The organism is Paenibacillus sp. FSL L8-0644, from assembly GCF_038008165.1.
Lineage (GTDB): Bacteria > Bacillota > Bacilli > Paenibacillales > Paenibacillaceae > Paenibacillus > Paenibacillus polymyxa_D.
In genome coordinates this window covers 5,003,537-5,019,685 of sequence record NZ_JBBOYN010000001.1, presented here as the reverse complement: position 1 = coordinate 5,019,685, position 16,149 = coordinate 5,003,537, and the positions used below count along the sequence as shown (strand labels likewise).

Sequence of the window (16,149 nt, the reverse complement as noted above, 5' to 3'; positions counted from 1 at the left end):
AGTGGGGTGACGGGAAAAGACCGCTCCGCTGCTACCCGCCATTAGTGCCACTCTTATTAAAATAAACCACCCGCCATTGTGTGGGGAGTATAGACGAACAAAACCCTGTGCCAACGGCGCAGGGTTTTGTTCGTCTTCAATGGCAGGAAACTCCCACGCATGGATTGCGGTCAGTGAAGGCCATCGCAGAGGCCTTCACTTTTGTTCCGCCTTTCCCGACAAGCGAGCATTATTGAAGCGAGGCTTTCCTTTTGAGCTAAAAGTAACTCGGCGGAGGGGATGGAATCGTTCTGAAGAAGCGATAGCTTCGCCTTTAACCTCGGATTTTACCCTTGAATTCTTATACAATGGAAAATCCGAGGTTAACAGCGATCGGAAGAATGATCCATCCCCGTAGTCCCTCCCTTTAGCTCAAATGAATTCCCGCTTTACACCATATTAGGAGCACTCAATATGGTACTTCTGCGTAATTTTCTTTTTGCATCTGATAACTGTATAATGATGGGGAAGTTTATAACACTGCGGGGTAAAACCAAGCACGGGCAAAAGGGCTTCTTCGCGCCTCAGGTTGCATAACCGGCGGAAAAAGCCCCTTATCTCAACCTCCACTTCTGCAGTAGGTGAAGGATATCTAACATTGTTGCCGCCAAGAGCTGTTTTTATACAGCGTAGGCGGGGTAATATTATGCTTGCAGTAACTCATGATTGATACAGAGTCAGACCTGCAAGCGGGAGGAGTTATTAAGGTAAATGGACAAATTGCAATTGGATGTTAATCAAATTCAGGAGATTATCCCACATCGAGCGCCATTTTTATTGGTGGATCGTATTATTGAGCTGGAGGAAGGGAAAAGAGCAGTAGGTATTAAAAATGTAACGATGAATGAGCCTCATTTCATTGGACATTTTCCGGGGTATCCCGTTATGCCTGGTGTGTTGATTACCGAAGCACTGGCTCAAGTTGGGGCAGTCGCATTACTGCACCTAGAGAGCAATCGTGGCAAAATCGGATTCTTGGCAGGATTGGATGGTTTCCGTTTCCGAGGACAGGTGGTTCCTGGGGATACGTTGACGCTTGAAGTGGAAATCACTCGTTCCAAAGGCGCATTTGGCAAAGGGAAAGCTACGGCTAAAGTAGGCGATACGGTAGTAGCTGAGGGCGAAATTATGTTTGCTTTATCTGACCCTCCCCAATAAATAAAGCTCTTCCGACATAAGCACGAGGTCTGAACCGAGTGCAAGTGTACATAGAAATCCTGTTTTGATAAACCAAAAATGGAGAGGGGAAATTCCGTATGACGCAGTTGAGTAAAAAAGCATTAGAAGGCATTGAGAGCTGGCTGCAAGACCCTTATATTGATGAAGAAACCAAACAGGAGTTGCGCGCATTGGAAGGCAACGAGCAGGAACTGGAGGATCGCTTTTACAAAGAGCTGGAATTTGGCACAGGCGGTCTGCGTGGAGTGATCGGAGCAGGGAGTAACCGGATGAACCGTTACGTCATCGGACGTGCGACTCAAGGGTTGGCTCGCTATATTTTAGAACAGCATGCTGGTAAAGAAGGCAAACCTTCGGTTGTTATTGCACATGATTCGCGTCACTTTTCGCCAGAGTTTGCTCTGGATGCAGCTTTGGTGCTGGCAGGCAATGGTATCGTGGCTAAGTTGTTCCCTTCCTTGCGTCCAACGCCACAGCTTTCGTTTAGTGTACGTCATTTGGGAGCCAGTGGAGGGATCGTTGTAACAGCCAGTCACAATCCTCCTGAGTATAATGGATACAAGGTATACAACGATGAAGGGGGTCAGCTTGTTCCTGATCAGGCTGAACAGGTAATTAGTTATATCCGTGAGGTTCCTTCTTTTGCTGACATTCGCAGTCTGACACGTGAGGAAGCAGAGGCACAGGGATTGTTGGTTTGGCTTGGAGAAGAGGAAGATGAAGCGTTTGTAGATACGGTAGCCAGTGTGAGTGTGAACCGTGAGCTGATTGCAGCCGGACCAGGCAAAAACTTCAAAGTTGTGTTTACGCCTCTCCATGGCACTGGAAATGTACCGGTTCGTCGTGTACTGGAGAAAATCGGCTTTGAACAGGTGCATATTGTACCTGAGCAAGAGCTGCCAGATGCTGAATTTTCGACTGTTAAGTCGCCAAACCCGGAAGAACGCGATGCGTTTAAACTGGCAATTGCGCTAGGTGAGAAAATTGGTGCAGATCTGTTGATCGGAACAGACCCTGATGCTGACCGTATGGGTGCAGTTGTGAAAAACCGTGATGGCGAATATGTAGTATTGTCCGGTAATCAGTCTGGTGCGATCATGGTTTACTACTTATTGAATCAGCTGAAAGAAACAGGCAAGCTTCCGAATAATGGGGCTGTTATCAAAACCATCGTAACCAGCGAAATGGGTGCAGTTATTGCCGAACATTTTGGAGCAACCGTGTTTAACACGCTAACTGGCTTCAAGTATATTGGCGAGAAAATGAACCAGTTTGACCAAACTGGCGAGTACACCTACTTGTTTGGCTATGAAGAGAGCTATGGTTATTTGGCAGGGAATTACGCTCGCGATAAGGATGCTGTCTTGGCGGCTATGCTGATCGCTGAAGCTGCTGCTTATTACAGCACACAAGGTAAGACGCTCTATGATGTTTTACAAGAGCTGTACGAGCAGTTTGGCTACTTCCTTGAGAAGCTGGAGTCTCGTACTCTTAAGGGTAAGGATGGAGTAGCACAGATTCAGGGCAAAATGACCGATTGGCGTAGCAACGCGCCTCAAGAGATTGCAGGCGTGAAGGTAGATAAGGTACTGGACTACTCACAAGGTCTGGACGGTCTTCCACAGGAAAATGTACTCAAATTCTTACTGGAGGACGGTTCGTGGTTTTGCCTGCGCCCTTCGGGAACAGAGCCGAAAATCAAAGTATACTTTGCGGTACGCGGTTCCTCGCTGTCAGACGCGGAGCAAAGAATCAGCCACCTGGTCGATGCTGTTATGGCTCGCGTAGACGCTTGAGAAAAATCCCTTTATAATAGAATAGGTTAAGGTAATTGGATAAGATATAGTAATCGGTGACCTCTCACGGCAAAGGGCAGTACGCCGTGGAGGTCATTTCTGTATTGCAGAATAACCTGGAAGAGGCTTTGGGAAAATAGGCTTATTCCGGCAACGGAGGATTTTGCAAAATTCAATGAGTGACCTACCAAAAGGTTGAGTACGACAAGGTGGGCAGCATTGAATTTTGCAAAATCCCGAATATTAAGGAGGTTCTTTGGTGTATCAGAAATGGCAATATTGGAATACGGCTTCTCGAAAATGGTTATGGATTTTGGTGGCTGTCGGCTTGCTGGCTTCCATTCCAGTCATCGCCGATCGTGTGAAGACAGAATCCTCGAGTAAAAAAGTAGAGATTGTATTCGATTATCGGGATTTGACGGAGGCAGCCTCGTATCAGGCTCATCCGCAGGACTATCTGAATGAGCAGCTTGACCGCTTACAGCAAGCGGGTGTGAACAGCATGGCGATGTATGAAAGTACGTTGGATGATTTCCGTAAAGCGGGCCGTGTCGTAACCTATACGACTCAGAACATTGCCGATATGGAAAAACGGCTTTCACCTGCAAATGAGAATTTTACGTATATTGTTTTTGCTGACAAAGAAAATGCGGAGGCATTAAAGCCGTTAATTTTACGTACGTTTACAAGCCTGGACATAAATGTAAAACCTTGGACTTATCAGGGACAGGAAGGGTTAGTTGTGGAAACATCTCCAGAGGATGCGTACCTCAAGCCCATGCAGCCTGACCCGATTGCGATGAAGCAGCTTCGGAGCAAAGGATTTTTTATTGTTCCACGGATGAGCGACAGTCTTCCTTACAACCAGGAGTTGACAGAAGAGATGCTTGCTTCCTTTCAGCAGAATGGTGTAAAACGCATTTTGTTTGAAGGTGATTCAGTCAAAGGCTTCACCGATAACGAGAAAGAGCATAGCTTAGCGGCATTTGCTAAATTGCTGAACAAATACGATATTGGCCTAGCTGCTATCGAAAACTTAAAAAAACCGCAAGCAGGCTTCAATAAGCTCGCTTACGATATCCACTATAACGTTGTGCGTTTATACTCATTGAGCGATAAAGATGCAACGCTGGATGTGGAAACGTTGGCCGATCGTTTTGCTCTGGCTACCAAGGATCGTAATATTCGCATGTTGTATCTGAATACCGCGCCTAGCCGTAGTATTGCTGAAGCCAAGGTGAAGGATTCGGTAGATAACCTGATCCACAGCTTGGACAAGCCGGGTAACGCTGTACAACGGATGGAGAAAAAGGGGTTTGAACTCGGACAGGCTGAACCATTCCAAGTAGTCGATTCGTCCATTCAGCGCTATCTGAAAATGATTGTCGTACTAGGTGCACTGGCATTCTTCTCCATTATGGTGTCCTATTTCGTCCCGGCATTGACTTTGCTGGCATTTGCACTCGGTTTGGTAGGTTCAGCAGGACTTTATGTTTTGAACTCCAGCTTGATGGAGCAAGGTCTAGCCCTACTCGCGGCGATTAGCGGACCAACGGTTGCAATGATCATTGCTGTGCACACGATTAGAATTAAACGTGAACAGGGGTCTGAACTTTCTGCAGGTCAGCGTTTGATTCAAACGCTTATACTGTACGTACGGACAGCGATTTTGTCGCTGGCTGCAGTACCATTTGTTATTGCTCTGTTGAATAATATTGCTTACAGCCTTGTGCTGAACCAATTCAGAGGTGTAAGCTTGCTTCACATTCTGCCGATCTTCTTGGCAGCGATATATATTTTCTTTTATCGTGGCGTTTCTATACGAGAGGAAATTTCCAAGCTGCTACGTACGCCGATTACTGTATTGTGGGTGATCGCACTGGCTGTTATCGCAGCCGCAGGTTATTACTATTTGACTCGTACTGGAAATGCGGGCACAGTGTCGAATACGGAGCTGGCATTCCGGAACTTCCTTGAAAATGCGTTTGGTGTACGTCCACGCAATAAGGAATTTTTGATGGCTCACCCACTGTTTATTGCAGGAGCGTTCCTGAGTTTGAAATATCGCAAAGCAATCTATTTGCTGATTATAGCTGCTATTGGTCAAGCCTCTATGGTGGATACCTTTGCTCACATTCACTCTCCAGCGGCACTGTCGCTTAGTCGCGGGCTGTTAGGATTGGGCTTCGGTCTGGTGCTGGGAATCATCGCAATTGTCGTGTGGCAAGTGCTGGAAGGGTGTTGGAAGAAATGGTCACCACAGCTCAAACGATAATCATCTCGGGTTATTACGGCTTTCACAATAGTGGGGATGAGGCGGTGCTCAAGTCGATTTTGACAGCTTTAGAGGAGGAGAGCCGTCAGGCGGGTATCACGGTCAAGCCTGTTGTTCTATCTTCTGACCCTGCTTGGACACAGAAAATGTACGGAGTAGAAGCTGTACCGCGGATGAGTTTGGGGGAAGTTCGTAGAGCGATTAAAAACAGCGATGGGCTAATAAGTGGCGGCGGGAGCCTGCTCCAGGATGCAACAAGCCCTAAAAGTATTCCGTATTATCTGGCGATTCTGAAACTGGCCCAATGGGCTGGAAAGCCGACATTTGTATATGCTCAGGGCATTGGCCCGGTACAACGGAAGATATTTTATCCTATGATCCGTTCTGTGTTTCAGCGCTGTGAATATGTTTCTGTAAGAGATGAGCAGTCTGCCGCACTACTGGATACTATGAAACTAAAGAACCCGGTTGTTGAAGTTGTTCCTGATCCGGTAATGGGGCTTCCATTGCCCCCAGGTTCCGAGCTGCATAAAGCAGCAACTGAGACTGATCAGGATCAACCTCCGATCGTTGGCGTATCTGTACGTTACTGGGATAAGGAATGCCGCGATTTGAAGGCTATCGCGGAGGGCTTAAAAAAATTAGCTGCTGAGCGCCGTGTACACTTACGCTTTTTACCTTTCCATCTGCCTGATGACGAGCAGGCTTCAAGGATGGTAATGGATTTGTTGGGGGATATTAGGGGGACGGGAAGCCTTGTAAGCATGTGTGATCAAGTCACCGATCCTCAACAGATGCTTTTGGAAGTCAGTCGTTGCAGTTTGATGATCGGGATGCGATTACACAGCTTGATCTATGCAGCATCCCATCAGGTGCCTCCGTTGGGGATATCCTATGATCCTAAAATTGATCATTTCCTCAGCCGTGTCGGTAGCCAGCCTGTAGGCACTACAGAGGCACTGGATGGACAAAAACTGGCTAATGATTCTATGCGGTTGCTGGATCAGCGAAGTCAATGGATCGAGAGCCAGGGAGCGGCCATTGCTTTGTTAAAAAGTGAGGCTCGCTTACCGGCGCAGCATATCGTTAATTACTTGTGTCGCAAAGGATGATGGATACAGTGACAGTTGATAAGGTTACGAATGTGCCTACCGTCCCGATTTTCGGTGTTCCGGTATCAAGGCTTAATATGAAAGATACATTAAATGTATTAATTCAAGCAGTGGAGTCTCGCCGGCCCCATCAAGTGATCACTGCCAATCCGATAATGGTAATGGCAGCATTGGAAGATCCAGTGTACATGAACGTGATGAAACAGGCGGAGCTGATTGTCCCGGATGGGACCGGCGTAGTGTGGGCTGCAAACTATGTAGGACATCCTGTACCTGAGCGTGTAGCGGGCTTTGACTTGTTACATGAATTACTTGCAGCTGGCGAAAACTATCATTGGAAGGTTTATTTACTGGGATCAACATCTGAGGTGATTCAAGCGACCGCAAAGCGGGTACATGAGCTTTATCCCGCAATTACGGTTTGTGGCAAGCGTGATGGTTTTTTTGGACCAAAAGAGGATGAAGCCGTAATTGCAGCTATTCGTGAAGCAAATCCTGATTTATTGTTTGTAGCACGTGGAGCGGACACACAGGAACCCTGGATTGGTAAATATAAGGAAAAGTTGGGTGTACCGGTGATGATGGGGGTTGGCGGCAGCTTCGATGTTATATCAGGCAGAACCAAACGCGCACCTAAATTGTTTCAAAAGCTACGGGCTGAATGGTTATATAGACTCCTCAAAGAGCCAAGCCGTTACAAAAGAATGCTTGCGCTGCCGAAATTCGCCGCGAAAGTGATGCGCGAAAAAGAAAACGTCACAAAAGTGTGATAAATAGCTTGAATCTGCCTCCAAAACCCGCTAATTTGCCAGAATATGAAGCTTGGTATTTATTTTTGATCAGAGTATAATTCAATGCGGTTACATCTGAAAAGGGATTGCTTTAAAATTGGGGGTCGAATGATCAAATGTTATTGATCTATATTATTGGGTTCATCATGGCACTGGGACTTGCGCTGTTACTGACACCGCTCGTCAAGAAATTCGCTGTGAAGGTTGGAGCCGTCGATGTACCGAATGCCCGAAAAGTACATACCCGAATTATGCCGCGTCTTGGCGGACTGGGAATTTTCTTGGCATTTCTGTTGTCCTTATTGGCGGTGTTACCTTTTGTGCCTGACGGAATGCTGTCCTCTCGGGATATTAACTTTATCGCAGCCTTTCTGATTGGCGGTACGCTGATTACACTGATTGGTGCTCTCGATGATCGTTTCGATCTCAATGCAAAATTGAAATTTTTGGCTCAAATTGCCGTTGCGTGTATGGTCGTGTTTGCTTTTGATATTCGTGTAGATTTTGTAAATGTACCTTTTCAGGATGCATACTCATCTTTGGAAAGCTGGATTTCCATTCCACTTACGATTTTTTGGATCGTAGGTGTAACGAATGCCATCAATTTGATTGACGGTCTGGATGGACTGGCTGCAGGTGTCTCAGGCATTGCGATTGGAACTATTTTTGTGATGTCGATATTGATGGGTAATTACATGGTAGCTATGCTTTGTCTTGTGCTGCTGGGCAGTATTATCGGATTCCTATTTTTTAACTTTCATCCTGCAAAAATATTTATGGGTGATACAGGGTCATTATTTTTAGGTTTCTGTCTGGCCATGCTATCCATGCTTGGTTTCAAGCAAATTGCTATCGTATCTTTTATTACGCCATTGATTATTATCGGTGTACCATTGTCAGATACATTCTTTGCTATCATTCGTCGCAAGTTGCAGAAAAAACCGATTTTCTCTCCGGATAAAGGTCATTTGCATCACTGCCTACGCGAACTAGGTTTCAGTCACAGACAGACGGTGTTGATTATCTACGGTATTGCTGCATTTTTCGGTGTATTGGCCGTGATTCAATCGTCTGCTGCGCTTAATGAAGCGAACTGGGTCACCTTTGTCGTGATTTGTATTATGATGTTCTTCCTACAGATCGGTGCAGAGGTTATTGGTCTTGTTGGCAAAACCAAACGCCCAGTTATTAACACACTGATTCGGTTGTTGGCTAAGCCAGATTCCCAGACGCGTTCGAAATTATAATTTTAATTTAAAAGTAAGCCTTCAAGCTTGGCGGTATACCGCGGGTTTGGAGGCTTTTTTGATGTTTGCTGTAAAAAAACTCCCTCCTTTTTTGAGAATTTACTAATTTTTTGTATGTTTACTACCGATAAAAAAAGTATTGAATGATTACGTACCCCAAGGTGCGACAGAATCAAAGGAGGACAATGATTTGAAACGATTGCTATCCATGTTGCTGACGGTTGGTCTCATCATTGGCTTGGTGCCGGCGGCCCTGGTAGGTACGGCTCATGCTGCGACAGGAACTTATTTCATTTTTCCAAATGAGAAGTATGATGCGGATTCGGCCAGATCGGTGAACACCGACCGTATTACAGTTAACGGTACGATTAACGGAGTGAACGGAAGCACGATATCATATAGTGTATTCCAGCTCTCTAAAAATGGAACGACCCTTAATGTGGTGAATAAAAATGAGAGTCAAAAAGGCGGAATTACGGTCAGTGGCTCTACACTTCAAATTACAGACATCAAACTGTTTCCTGGTTTGAACCGAATTACATTCCAAAGTAGCCAAAACTCGGCTGAGATGAAGGATTCTATTTACGTAGAGTACCAGGATGGACCCAAGGTTTATGATCTGTCTGCTACGCTGAATGGTGAAACAGAGCAATTAGTAGAGAACCAGACAGCTGTGTTAACAGACGCTCGCAATAGCGGTACGGATGATGTTAAAGTAGTCATTCAAGGTACGGCGCCTAATGCCGACAGTGTAACGCTTACGTCTGCAAAAAGCAGTAATACGTATACAGTTAACTCTTATACCGCATATAAATTAACAGGTAGTGTGGTACTCAGTCCGGGTAAAAATATAGTGAATATTAAAGTGAATAACGGAACTCAGGCTCTTACAGTTACACGTGAAATTACGATTTATACGGGAAAACCGGAATTCTCTGATTTGACCTTGAACAAGGATGGGAATGTTTCTGCCGATCTGACCACTTCGCCTGACTTTACCGTATCGTCTACAAGTGGTGTGGTTTTAAAAGGTAATGTTTTGGTGCCAGGCGGTCCAACCGATCCAGGAGTTGCCACAATCAATGCGCGTTTTACCGATGTGAGTAACAATGGTAGCGCTGTGGGTAGTGCGACTGGAGTTGATGCCACAATTGATACTGCAAATGTGGTTACATCAAATGGTTATAAAGTATATCCATTTCAGGTGACTGTACCTTCAGAAGCTGTTATTGATCATTTGACCAGGGCATCTCTGGGCATAACCTATACGGATAGCAGTACACCTCCAGCTCCATCGGCTGTCCAATTTACATTGCGCAGCAGCACTCAGCCGTATATTGATGATATTAACTATCTTCCTGATTTTAATAATCAATTGTTGAGCAGAATTAAGGGAAGCGGGTCTGATCAAGCAGCTGCTATAGATGAAGCTCTGAAATTAACTGGAAGCTCTATGAAGAACAAGACTACAGATGCTCCATCTGTTCCTGTTGGTATGGAGTTCATCGTTGTTAACGGTGCACCTTCTTCAATTAGTGAACTTTCTGGTGTGTCAGTTCATACTGTAGGATCACCTCAAGATGTGATTCGGACAATCAATGGTAAGTCAACACAAGTGAAGAAAATCGTTGCTTATGTAGACACTTTGCCTAAAGAAGGACAAAACGTACTGAATTTTTACCTGAATGGCGACTCGACCAAATTAATTAAAGCAACGGTGAATCTGTTGCAGGGTCCGTTCATGAAATACGATACGATTTATGATGGGCAACAAATTCCGTTAAATACATCCAGCTCAAACTTGAATACCTATAAATTGACTCAACTGGGCTACTTTAAAGGTAAATTGCTTGATGTGAGCAACGCAGCGGATATTCATTACACTGGAAGTAACCGAAATGTATTCCTGTATGTTAATAATGTATTGGTTGATCTGGATGGTTCAGGAGCGGACTTCAAGCTTGCTGCTTCCTCAGAGACAGCCGCAGCCAATGCCTTGGCGAACGGGAATAATGAAATCAAGTTTGTGTACAAGCCAGGTATTGAGTACAGCAATACGGTAAAAGTAAACTTTACACAGACGAATATTCCAGTAATTCCTGTTCCAAATACACAAGGAATCATCCCTTTTACACCAGTTAGCGGCTTGAGCAATACACCGAAGTATAGCGAAATTGCTCCGAAATCAAAAGATGCTAATTTCACCAAAGTGGATGATACTAACTACAATACATCTCTGAAAAATATCAATGTATTTGGTACTTTCAGTATTGCCGATTTGGGTAAAGCAGATCAGGTAAATGGTTCGTTAAGTGATATTGCCAATAAAGATCAATATATTTTGGAGATTAAGGGATCGGATGACAGTGAATTCAACTGGACGTTGAGTAACGAGTTTTTCTCAGCAGAAGATGCTAAGACAACATACAATTCCGGTTCTACTACAGATAAATTTACTAATAAAGATTTAAAAGACCTGCTTGTGTACTACCATCCGGACAAAAAGTATTTCAGCTTTGTGTTGAAAAACCAAACTATTTCGCAAGATGGAACACCAGTAGCTTATAACATTACCTTGTACAATAGCGGCAAGAGCGGACCATTTGCTACTTTCCGACTGCAAGTATCCGGTCAATCTACATCTTTTGATATTTTGCGTCCGCTCCCTGAAAAGAGAATCGTGAATCAAAACTTTGTGCAAGTTGTTGTGAACGCAGGTAACGCAGATAGTGTTATGGTAGGTAAGGAAAAAGCGGTTCAAGAAGGATTTGATTCTGACTATGATGGTACCGTTGATTACCCATCAACTTACAAAGCCATCGTAACAGGTCTAAAAGCCAACAAAGATAATAAAATTGACGTAGTGGTTACAGTAGGCAAAGAAAAACTGAAACAGACCATTACTGTTAAATATGTGCCTACAAATATTCCTGGCGAGCAGTACATGGAAGCGATGAAAACATCGCACAAAGTGTTCGATGGTAATCTTACACTTGCTTTTGCGAAGGGAACGAGTCTAATTCGCCGGGATTACGATCAACCACAGCAATTCAAAAACCAGGTTTTCTCTGGGCATACTTTGTACTTTGCGATAGCAAATAGCGAAGATGGTGTGGTAGACCGTCATGAATTTGAAACTGAAAAAGCATTGTCCGATATGCGGAGCTTGATTGCAGACGGAAGTAGATACTTCAACCGGGATTTCCCAAGTCGTTTTACCAAGTCCAGTCCAGTATTCTGGATTGACCCAGGTACCGCAGATGATATCAAAACGGATGCTTACGATCCAGTGACATATGGTGCTGATCCTTATCAATTGGCTAACAAGTCGCAAAATGACAGCAGCAAGATCAAAAACTTCTACTGGCGTGACCCATCTAACGAGTTAGTACCTTCCAAGCGTGCTACATTGACGCTGACGTATGATAGTAGTATTGCTCAAGATGCAGGGAAACAAATGTCGGTGTTCTATTTTGATTCTGATCTTAAAGACTGGCAGAACATTGGTGGTGTGGTGGATCCGAAAAAACACACCATTAAAGTACCGTTTGATCGTTTCGGTTACTATGTAGTTGCTAAAGTTGGAGAAACGTATAGTGATGTCATTAAGCACAAATACGCCAGAGATTACATTGAAGCCATTTTGGCTAAAGGTGTCATGAACCCAATGGATCCAATTAATAGCTTTGGACCTGACAGCTACATTAAAAGAGGCGAATTTACGTCTATGATCGTCAAAGGTCTGCAAATTCCGCTTAATTTCAGCGGAGCGAAGCATTTTGACGACGTGTCTATTCCAAATACGATATCAGCAGATGCGCTCTATGATTATCGTTATATTGAAACAGCTGCACGCGCTGGTATTGTCAAAGGTTCGCAACCAAGAATCTTTATGCCGGAAGATGTAATCACACGCCAAGATGCAGCAGTCATTATCGCTAAGGCATTGAATTTGAAGCTTGAAACAGATCATGACAAGATCATGAAGAATCTGTCTAAGACCTTTAAAGATGCGGACAAAATTGATTACTATGCACAGGCATCTGTGTTGGCTATTGCCAAGAAAGGCTTTATTACGGGTTCACCTGTTGATGCAAGCGATCTGAAAAAAGGATATATGTTTAATCCTACTTCCCTGACCTTGCGTGGAGATGCAGCCATTATTGTAGCTAAAGTTATGGCTGATAAAAAGCTGCTTCCTAAAATCTAATTAACAAAACACCTGAAATTATTAAACATCCCTCCATGCGAAATGGAAATTCCCTTTCATATACATGAGAGGGATGTTTTTTATAAATCAGCTATTTGACTGGAATTAAGGGCCTATGCCATAATATCAATGAGGTAAGAACTTTGGATTAGCCTTACAACGTTTTTTATTTTGGATTTAGCTTAAACGTCTGTAATTAATTTCTTTTTTTTAAGCTTTTATCTCAAAATGTGTTTATTATTTTTTTATATGTTTTTTTGCGCATTTATCTGAAACTTTACGCTTATTTCATCGTAGTAGTGGATGTGTGTGCTTAAATATTACATAGAGAAGTGAGTGGGGAGTGATGAGATGTCTCAGTTTTCAATACGCCGTCCTGTAACAGTATTTATGTTAATTATTGCTTTGTTAATCGGGGGCGGTATTTTTGCGTTAAGACTTCCTGTAGAGCAAATGCCGGATATGAAGTTGCCATTCGCTGCAGTGGTGACTAGTATTCCAAATGCAACGCCTACAGAAGTTGAGGAATTGGTTACTAAACCTATTGAGAAAAGTCTGGCTTCTATTGAGAACGTGGATAAAGTCATGTCCGAGTCTTCAGAAGGAACATCTATGGTCATGATTCAATTTAACTGGGGAGTAGATATCAATCAAGCAACCCTCGACATGCGAGATAAAGTTGATGGGGTTAAAGGGTCTCTTCCCAAGGCGGCTAATTCGCCGCGTGTCCTTAAGGTGGATCTCAACGCAACGCCGGTTATTACGCTCTCTCTTACAGGAGACCAGGATATTAACAAGTTGAAGCCTATTGCTGAAGATATTATTGAGCCGCGGCTTGAAAGAATTGCGGGAGTAGCTGCAGCCAACATGTCAGGTGGGCAGGCTCGGCTTGTGAAGATTACCGTAGATCAAGCCAAACTTCAAAGCTATGGCATTACGTTAGATCAAATCAGCCAAGCGCTATCGTCTAATAACGTAGCGGGTTCTGCTGGTTCGGTGTACCGAGGCAATACAGAAATCCAACTTCGGGTTCAAGGTGAATACAAAGCTGTTTCAGAAATGGGTGAAACGCCAATTCCAGTAGGGAAGGGAAGCATTAAGCTAAAGGACATCGCGAAAGTTGAAGATTCCTTGGATGATGTTACAACCATTTCTACCTATAACGGAAAGCCAAGTATCAATATTTCTGTTACTAAAGCTACAGGAGGGAATACCCTTTCAATCGCCGATTCTGTAAAGGATAGTTTAGATTCGATACGGAAGGAATTGCCTCCGGGAACTCAATTGGAGATGGTAACAGATGCATCCAAACCCATTAGTGACTCCGTACACTCATTAGTAGAGCATGCTATATTGGGAGTTATTATCGCAGCTATTGTGTTGCTGTTATTTTTGAATAGTATACGTTCTACCATTATTGCTACTATCGTTATTCCAATTTCCTTCGTAGCTACGTTTATGATGATGTATTTCACCGGACAAACCATTAATATTATTTCACTGAGCGGTTTGCTTCTGGGGTTAGGATCCTTTGTCGATTTTGCGGTTGTTATTATTGAGAATATTTTTAGACAGCGACATGAAGGGAAAAGCATGCTACAAGGGGCTATTGATGGCTCCAAGCAGGTGGGTAATGCCGTTATGGCATCTGCACTTGCGCAGATCGTAGTATTTTTACCAGTTGTTTTTGTTGACGGAATTGCGGGAGTTCTATTTAAACCGTTGGCGTTAACCGTTATTTTCTCTCACATTGCAGCCTTGCTTGTATCCCTTATGATTGTGCCGATGCTGGGCTCACGTTGGCTACCTACCGTGCCAGATGAATCCATTTATTCTTCAGGTACTTATAAGGGTGTTAACCCTATTGTGTGGTTTAATATTGGCTTCGAGAAATTTAAGAGTGGGTATCGCCGTATACTGAAGTGGGGAATTAACCATAGAAAATCTGTGTTAATTATTACTTTATTAATGTTTGTGGCAGCTGGGGCTCTAGTTCCTTTCGTTAAAGCTGAATTTATCCCAGCATCCGATACTGGGGAATTCACAATTAACGTGAAACTTCCTAATGGAACGGTCTTGGAAGAAACGGAAAAGGTTGTTCAAGATATAGAAAAAGAAATTTTGAAAGTTCCGGATCTAGATAAAATGACAGTGACTGTTGGTTCTGGTGGCAATTCTGGTTATTCAGGGGCAGCTCCAACTAATTCGGCGGATCTAAGCGTAACGCTGAAGGATGGACATCAGCCAACAGATGGTGTAGTTGAGGGCCTTCGTAAGAAATTTGATAGCATTCCGGATGCAGAGATTACAATGGCGTCTACAACAGGCCTTTCAAGCGGAGCGGCTGTTAATATTAACTTAAAAGGTGACGATATTGACGTCCTGAGAGAACTTTCAGACAATCTCGTTGCGGACGTAAAAAACATACCGGGTACGGTCAATGTGAAAAGTACCTTGAGTGCTGTTCGCGAAGAATATGAGATTACCGTTAATCGGGAGCTTGCGAGTCGATATGGCTTATCAGCAACTCAAATTTTATCAGCAGTGAATACTTCTTTTAATGGATCAGTCGCCACAAGCTATCGTACAGGTGAAGATCAGATTGATGTGAAGATATCGTTGCCAGAGCAAAACCGCCATGATTTGTCAAATCTTAAAGCCTTACGGATTACCACTTCGCAAGGTATTGATGTACCTTTGTCTTCCGTAGTAAGTATTGATAAACGGACTGTACCCGATACTGTTACTCGTGAAGACCAAACGCGTCAAGTGCAGATTACAGCTGATATTGATGGAACAGGGGATATTCTTACTATTAATCAAAAAATAGATGCTCTTTTGAAGAGTACTCACTTCCCAGAAGGCTACAGTGCAGACACGGGTGGTGGACAAAATGAACAAATGCTGGAGTCTTTTATAAACTTAGGGATAGCTATTTTGCTATCTGTCGTGCTCATTTATATGGTTATGGCAGGACAGTTCGAATCGTTGCTCACACCGTTTGTTATTATGTTTTCCGTTCCACCTACGGTAATTGGTGTGCTTATCGGTTTAGCTGTAACCGGGGCGAGCCTCAGCGTTTCAGCTTTGACGGGTTACATCATGCTCGTCGGTTTGGTCGTCAACAATGCCATAGTTATGATTGACTTTATAATTCAGCTCCGAAAAGAAGGCCAAGATCGGGATGAAGCTATTATTCATGGAGCGTCTGAGCGGTTGCGTCCGATTTTGATGACCACGCTGGCTACTGTACTAGCTTTGCTCCCAATGGCATTCGCTACAGGAGAGGGTAACGAAACACAAGCACCGATGGCAGTTGTTGTTGTATTCGGGTTATCCTTCGCAGCTGTTATTACATTGATTCTTATTCCGGTAGTCTACGTCATCATGGATAATATGATACAAAAACGTAAGAATCGGAAATTAAAAAGACAAGCGAAGAGAGAATTGAAAAAAGAAGCGAAACTACAAAAAAGTGTTCATATATAAGGTGAGGTGGA

8 protein-coding genes are annotated in these 16,149 nt (G+C 43.8%); all 8 read left to right on the top strand.

The features are described 5' to 3' along the window. Window positions 1-750: 750 nt before the first annotated feature. The 8 genes from fabZ to NSS94_RS22620 all read left to right on the top strand — a co-directional run bounded on the left by fabZ (window position 751) and on the right by NSS94_RS22620 (window position 16,138). Window positions 751-1,197, top strand: a complete 447-nt coding sequence (gene fabZ / locus NSS94_RS22655) for a 3-hydroxyacyl-ACP dehydratase FabZ (RefSeq protein ID WP_013312312.1) — start codon at window positions 751-753, stop codon at window positions 1,195-1,197. Between the two features lie 98 nt (window positions 1,198-1,295). Next, window positions 1,296-3,014: a phospho-sugar mutase gene (locus tag NSS94_RS22650; RefSeq protein ID WP_029514610.1), complete on the top strand. Its 1,719-nt coding sequence runs from the start codon at window positions 1,296-1,298 to the stop codon at window positions 3,012-3,014. A gap of 259 nt (window positions 3,015-3,273) precedes the next feature. Further along, window positions 3,274-5,289: a DUF5693 family protein gene (locus tag NSS94_RS22645; RefSeq protein ID WP_029514609.1), complete on the top strand. Its 2,016-nt coding sequence runs from the start codon at window positions 3,274-3,276 to the stop codon at window positions 5,287-5,289. Beyond that, window positions 5,265-6,401: a polysaccharide pyruvyl transferase CsaB gene (gene csaB, locus NSS94_RS22640; RefSeq protein ID WP_341040182.1), complete on the top strand. Its 1,137-nt coding sequence runs from the start codon at window positions 5,265-5,267 to the stop codon at window positions 6,399-6,401. The genes NSS94_RS22645 and csaB overlap by 25 nt, the downstream gene beginning before the upstream one ends. A gap of 8 nt (window positions 6,402-6,409) precedes the next feature. After that, entirely contained in the window at window positions 6,410-7,171 is a 762-nt protein-coding gene (locus NSS94_RS22635) for a WecB/TagA/CpsF family glycosyltransferase (RefSeq protein ID WP_029514607.1), read from the top strand. Window positions 7,172-7,308: 137 nt separating this feature from the next. Further along, window positions 7,309-8,439, top strand: coding sequence for a glycosyltransferase family 4 protein (locus NSS94_RS22630; RefSeq protein ID WP_029514606.1), 1,131 nt, complete (start codon window positions 7,309-7,311; stop codon window positions 8,437-8,439). Between the two features lie 190 nt (window positions 8,440-8,629). Further along, window positions 8,630-12,649: an S-layer homology domain-containing protein gene (locus NSS94_RS22625; protein ID WP_039271533.1), complete on the top strand. Its 4,020-nt coding sequence runs from the start codon at window positions 8,630-8,632 to the stop codon at window positions 12,647-12,649. A 351-nt stretch (window positions 12,650-13,000) separates the two neighbouring features. Next, complete coding sequence (locus NSS94_RS22620; protein WP_340957621.1) at window positions 13,001-16,138, top strand: efflux RND transporter permease subunit; 3,138 nt, start codon at window positions 13,001-13,003, stop codon at window positions 16,136-16,138. Window positions 16,139-16,149 lie beyond the last annotated feature (11 nt).

Bases quoted from the DNA above. Each gene is read 5' to 3' on its own strand.
- NSS94_RS22620 (WP_340957621.1), top strand. From the start codon at position 13,001: ATGTCTCAGTTTTCAATACGCCGTCCTGTAACAGTATTTATGTTAATT.
- NSS94_RS22630 (WP_029514606.1), top strand. From the start codon at position 7,309: ATGTTATTGATCTATATTATTGGGTTCATCATGGCACTGGGACTTGCG.
- NSS94_RS22650 (WP_029514610.1), top strand. From the start codon at position 1,296: ATGACGCAGTTGAGTAAAAAAGCATTAGAAGGCATTGAGAGCTGGCTG.
- fabZ (WP_013312312.1), top strand. From the start codon at position 751: ATGGACAAATTGCAATTGGATGTTAATCAAATTCAGGAGATTATCCCA.
- csaB (WP_341040182.1), top strand. From the start codon at position 5,265: ATGGTCACCACAGCTCAAACGATAATCATCTCGGGTTATTACGGCTTT.